Here is a 5472-nt window from a genome sequence, read left to right as displayed (position 1 = left end):
ACCGACGCCTTCCCGGCTGAAGCCGGTCCTACATTTAGACCACGCGGTGCAGCTGGACGAATGCGGTGTCATCGTAGGACCGGCTTTAGCCGGGAAGAGGCCGGTGTGAGCACCAACAATTTTGCGGCGTGACGACCGACGCCTTCCCGGCTGAAGCCGGTCCTACATTTAGACCACGCGGTGCAACTGGATGGATGCGGTGTCATCGTAGGACTGGCTTTAGCCGGGAAGAGGCCGGTGTGAGCACCATTAATTTGCGGTATGACGACCGACGCCTTCCCGGCTGAAGCCGGTCCTACATTTAGACCACGCGATGCAACTGGATGGATGCGGTGTCATCGTAGGACTGGCTTTAGCCGGGAAGAGGCCGGTGTGAACACCATTAATTTGCGGTATGACCATCGACGCCTTCCCGGCTGAAGCCGGTCCTACAAGGATCCGTGGTGTGTCAGTGAGACTGGAGAGCCTCACTGACCGCCGGGAACTGCCTCAATCCAAGTCCGACGCATCATGCCGTTCCGGCACTTGAGTGGCTTCGTCGCCCCAGGTCCGGTTGACGCGCATGCCGCGAATCACTGCCGGCCGTTGCGCAATGGTTTCGGCCCAGCGCTGCACGTGGGTGTATTCGTGGGCGGCGAGGAATTCGGCGGCGCCGTATACGGTGTTGCGCACCACTTGTCCGTACCACGACCACACGGCGATGTCGGCGATGGTGTAGCTGTCGCCGGCCAGATAAGCGCTTTCGCTGAGGCGCCGATTCAGCACGTCCAACTGACGCTTGGCTTCCATGGTGAAGCGGTCGATCGCGTACTCAAACTTCTCCGGCGCGTACACATAAAAGTGCCCGAAGCCCCCACCCAGATACGGCGCAGCGCCCATCTGCCAGAACAGCCAGTTCAGGGTTTCGGTGCGGCCCGCCAGATCCTTGGGCAGCAACTCGCCAAACTTCTCCGCCAGATACAGCAGGATCGAACCGGACTCGAACACGCGAAGGTTGGGTTCGACGCTGCGATCCAGCAGTGCGGGGATTTTCGAGTTGGGGTTGATGTCGACGAAGCCGCTGCCGAACTGATCGCCCTCGTTGATACGGATCAGCCAGGCGTCGTACTCGGCGCCGCTGTGGCCAAGGGCAAGCAGCTCCTCAAGCAGAATCGTCACTTTGACGCCGTTGGGCGTGGCCAGCGAATACAGCTGCAAGGGGTGCTTGCCGACCGGCAGGACTTTCTCGTGGGTCGGTCCGGCCGTCGGGCGGTTGATGCTGGCGAACTGGCCGCCGGAGGGCGCTTCGTTTTTCCACACGGTAGGCGGGACGTAAGGTGCCTTGCTCATTGAACACTTCTCCTGAGGGTCAGTTTTAGCGGGAGGAGTCGAGACGCGCCGGCCCCGACCCTTTAACACTGTTTATCGAGCAGAAGACAACGGCGGCGTGCGCGGCGGAATCTGGCGCTTGCTGCCGATGGATTCGAACGCCGAAGCGAAGCGCAGCAGGGCGGAATCGTCGTATGCGCGGCCGGCGAAGGTCAGGCCCACGGGCATGCCAATGTCGGCCATCACGCCCATCGGCACCGTAACGGTGGGCACGCCCAGGTGACGGATCGCGAGGTTGCCGTTGGCGACCCAGACGCCGTTGCTCCAGGCGATGTCCGCCGAGGCAGGGTTGAAATCGGCATCGGCCGGGGCTACGTCGGCCACGGTCGGGAACAGCACGGCATCCAGCCCGAGCCGCTGCATCCAGTCTTCGAGGTCAATGCGGCGGGTATGTTCCAGCCCGCGCAGGCCGTCCGGCAAGGTGTCGATCTGGTCCCACGGCGTGATGCCGCGTTGGGCCATCTTCACGTACTCGTCCATGCCGGCAGCGAGATCGCCCTCGCGGTTGGGCAGAGTGCCCGGATCATGGGGGAAAATCAGCGGGCCATTGACGTCGGCTAGGCGGTTGAGTTTCGGATCGCCGTTGGCCTGCAGAAAATCGTCGAACGCCCAGGCGGTGAGGTCCCACAGTTCGTGGTGCAGGAACTCTTTGGAAACGACGCCGCGGTTGTACACCGTCGGCGCGCCGGGACGATCGCCCTCGCAGTTGGAGACCAGCGGGAAATCCACTTCGATGACTTCGGCGCCCTGGGCTTCGAGTGCCTGGCGCGCCTGTTCCCACAGGTCGATCACCGAGGCGCGGGTGATGATGCGCTGGCCGGTGGGGCCGCCAATGCCGGGTGCTTCGCAGGTACCGGCTTCCGGGTCGGCATTGATGTACATGCGCGGCACGCCAAAGCGTTTGCCGGCCAGGGTTTGCGGGCTGGCGGCGAGGTCGGCGTAGGACGCCGGGCGCACCGAGTCGACCGAGGGAATCGGCACCCACGGCTGCAACCGCCACAGGTCGCCGCGTTTGTCGGGGTCTTCGGCGACCACCACGTCCAGCACTTCGAGCAGGTCGGCCATGGTCCGCGCGAAGGGCACGACCACGTCCATGGTCGGCGTCAGCGGCCAGTTGCCGCGCACCGAAATCACCCCGCGTGACGGCGTGTAGGCGCACACGCCGTTGTTCGACGCAGGGCCGCGGCCGCTCGACCAGGTTTCTTCGGCCAGCCCGAACGCCGCGAAACTCGCCGCCGTTGCAGTGCCGGCGCCGTTGGAAGACCCGGACGCAAACGGCGCCGTCAGGAAATCGCCGTTGTAAGGGCTTTCAGCGCGGCCATAGACGCCGCGCTGCATGCCGCCATTGGCCATCGGCGGCATGTTGGTCTTGCCCAGACAGATCGCGCCGGCCCCACGCAACCGCTCGATGGTGAACGCATCACGGTGAGCGACCAGTTCGGCAAACGCCGGGCTGCCCGATGCGGCCGTGAGGCCTTTGACCAGATAGCTGTCTTTGGCGGTGTAGGGAATGCCGTCGAGGGGGCCGAGGGTTTCGCCTCGCGCGCGACGGTCATCGGAGGCTTGCGCTTCGTCGAGGGCCTGGGGATTGCGCACGACCACGGCGTTGAGCGCGGTGGCGGTGGCGGTGCCGTCATAGGCGTCGATTCTGGCGAGGTACGCCTGGACCAGTTCGACGGCGGTGGTCTGGCCCGCTTCAAGGGCTGAGCGCAACTGCGCGATGGAGACTTCGGTGACTTCGATCATGACTGCGACGACCGTGAGCCGGGGAGTAGAGGGCAGGACGTCTGAACAAGAATTGGCATATCGCTTCCCGTTGCGCGGCAGGGCCGGGCTGGTTTGAAACCGACTGAGGCGTGGGTGGACAACGCGGCTCAGGTCGGCGGGCGTATTCGTGTGGCGCACATTATGCCTCCGCCATGCCTTTGTCGCGAGGCTTGCGCAGGTGCTCTTCATTGGGAGCGTGAGTGGGCCACCGCCCGTGCGGTATAGCGAAAGGCTTACACGCTGTGGAGCAATGTCGCCCTGTACAGCGAAGCGCGGCAAGCGCAACCTTGGATCCATCAACCGAGGCGCTGGATGTGCTTCGCAGGTCATGGATGATCCACCATTTGCCGGGACGGCTACTGACAGGATGTTGGAATGGTGTTGATAGAAAAGAACCCGCTCAGGCGGGTTTTTTATTGCCCGCGATAAAGTGCGCGGAGCGCTTGGGCATGGTTCGCGGGACTCTAGGACAAAGTGCGCAAGGCGCCTGGGCCGAGTTCTGTGGTTAACTCCTGCGCATCATTTTCTGTGGCAGGTTTTGCAATGACCCCCCATCACGGCGCGCACCGGCAAGTCATCGGCATGTGGTTGATGGCGGGCGTGGCGCTGACGTTCGCCAGTCATGATGCGATTTCCAAGACGCTGATCTATTCCCTGCCGGTGATCTTCGTCGCCTGGGCCCGCTACCTGGTTCACTCGACGCTGGTGACCACCGTGCTGCTGCGCAACGGCGGCGCAAACGTCTTCCACACCCGACGGCCCTGGCTGCACCTGCTGCGCGCGGTGGTGTTGCTCGCCGACAGCCTGTCTTTCCTGTTCGGCCTGACCCACGTCCCCATCGCCGAATCCACGGCGCTGGTCTTCCTGGCCCCTGCTTTTGTAACGATCCTGTCGCCGCTGATCTTCGGCATCAAGGCGGATCGCTGGCAGTGGCTGTCGGTGGTGCTGGGCTTCATCGGCGTGCTGGTGATCATCAACCCGGCGAGCGACGCCTTCTCGCTGTGGATGCTGTTTCCCCTCGCGACCGCGCTGTTCTTCGCGCTGTACCAACTGCTCACGCAACTGGCGGGGGAGACCGACAGCGCGTCGGTGTGCAGCTTCTACGTTGGCGTGTTCTGCACCCTGATCCTCAGCGCCATCGTGCCGTTTTACTGGGCCGAACCTGACTGGTTGCAGATGGGGTTGCTGCTGGTGCTGGGCGGTCTGGGGCTGTGCGCGCATTTTTTGATGGCCAAGTCCTATCGTTACGCGTCCTCCTCCGTGCTCGCACCGTTGGGTTACCTGCAAATCATCTTCGCGGTGGCGTACGGGGTTCTGCTGTTCGGCAACTTCCCGGGCACCGCCTCGCTGTTTGGCATCGGACTTATCCTCCTCAGCGGCCTGATGGTTTACGCCAGACGCCAACCCGTGGCGCCTGTCAGTCAGGTCTGATCAGGGTCTAGCTGAGTGTCAGGCGTTTTCATTGCCCGGACGGGTGAAGGAAAAACGGTGGATATCAACCCGCAACTGCCAGCCCTGGTTCGCCCAATAGGTCGCTGCGGCCGGGTTGGTCTTGAGCACGTCGATATGGCATTTGTGAATGCCTTCCGCCTCCAGACTGACCAGACACCGCTCGACCAGCGCCTGCCCGATTCCCTGCCGCCGATACTCAGGCAGCACCAGCAAATGCTGCAGATACCCGCGCCGGCCATCATGGCCCGACATCACACAGCCGCAGATGAGTGAACCGTCCTCCGCCACAAAACTCAGTCCGGGGTTGCGCAGCAGATACCGCTCGGTGGACTCGCGGGAGTCCGCGTCACGCAAGGAAATACCCGGCGTGTCGCGCATCAGCTGAGTGATGGCGTCGTAATCGTCCGGGGTCATGGGGCGGATGATGGGCATGGTTGGCGCCTGAAGTGGAGAGAGGGCAGGGAGCGTAGCAGCGCGATTGGTGGGGTGTCATGTCAGCCGCAAGGTGACGCGGAGCGTCATGGGATGCATTCCCACGCGGAGCATGGGAACGATCGGACAAGATCAAGAGCACAGCAACAGCGACAGCATTCGCGAGCAAGCTCGCTCCCACAGGTAGGGTGTCTGATCAGTAAAATTGCAAGCGCCTGCACTGGCCTCTTCCCGGCTAACGCCGGTCCCACACACACCGCGTATCCCTGTAGGACCGGCTTTAGCCGGGAAGCTCTTGATCTGCTCTAAAAGCGCTTTTGATCTTCATACGCAGATAGTTCAGACGACACAAATCGCGACTTGGGTGCAGGCCGAACGCAGACGACGCGGAGTGGGCCGAGCGGCATGGATGCCGCGAGAGCGCCGTCAGGACATGGATGTCCGTTCGGCGCG

General features: G+C 63.1%; 4 protein-coding genes. 1 reads left to right on the top strand and 3 read right to left on the bottom strand.

Annotated elements, in window-relative coordinates:
* Nucleotides 1-489: 489 nt before the first annotated feature.
* The gene (gene yghU / locus QMX88_RS28630; protein WP_282373613.1) at nt 490-1329 is read right to left on the bottom strand and encodes a glutathione-dependent disulfide-bond oxidoreductase; all 840 of its coding nucleotides are present in this window, start codon (nt 1327-1329) and stop codon (nt 490-492) included.
* Between the two features lie 72 nt (nt 1330-1401).
* Nucleotides 1402-3114, bottom strand: a complete 1713-nt coding sequence (locus QMX88_RS28625) for an amidase (RefSeq protein ID WP_282373612.1) — start codon at nt 3112-3114, stop codon at nt 1402-1404.
* A 564-nt stretch (nt 3115-3678) separates the two neighbouring features.
* Here QMX88_RS28625 and QMX88_RS28620 point away from each other — a divergent pair.
* On the top strand, nt 3679-4566 hold the full coding sequence (locus QMX88_RS28620; protein WP_282373611.1) for a DMT family transporter: 888 nt from the start codon (nt 3679-3681) through the stop codon (nt 4564-4566).
* 18 nt (nt 4567-4584) lie between these two features.
* Here the strand turns inward: QMX88_RS28620 and QMX88_RS28615 are convergent, their stop codons facing one another.
* Entirely contained in the window at nt 4585-5019 is a 435-nt protein-coding gene (locus QMX88_RS28615) for a GNAT family N-acetyltransferase (protein ID WP_282373610.1), read from the bottom strand.
* Between the last annotated feature and the right edge of the window lie 453 nt (nt 5020-5472).

This window comes from Pseudomonas sp. PS02290 (assembly GCF_029960075.1).
In the GTDB taxonomy this organism is placed as follows: domain Bacteria; phylum Pseudomonadota; class Gammaproteobacteria; order Pseudomonadales; family Pseudomonadaceae; genus Aquipseudomonas.
This window is presented reverse-complemented; position numbering and strand designations above follow the sequence as displayed.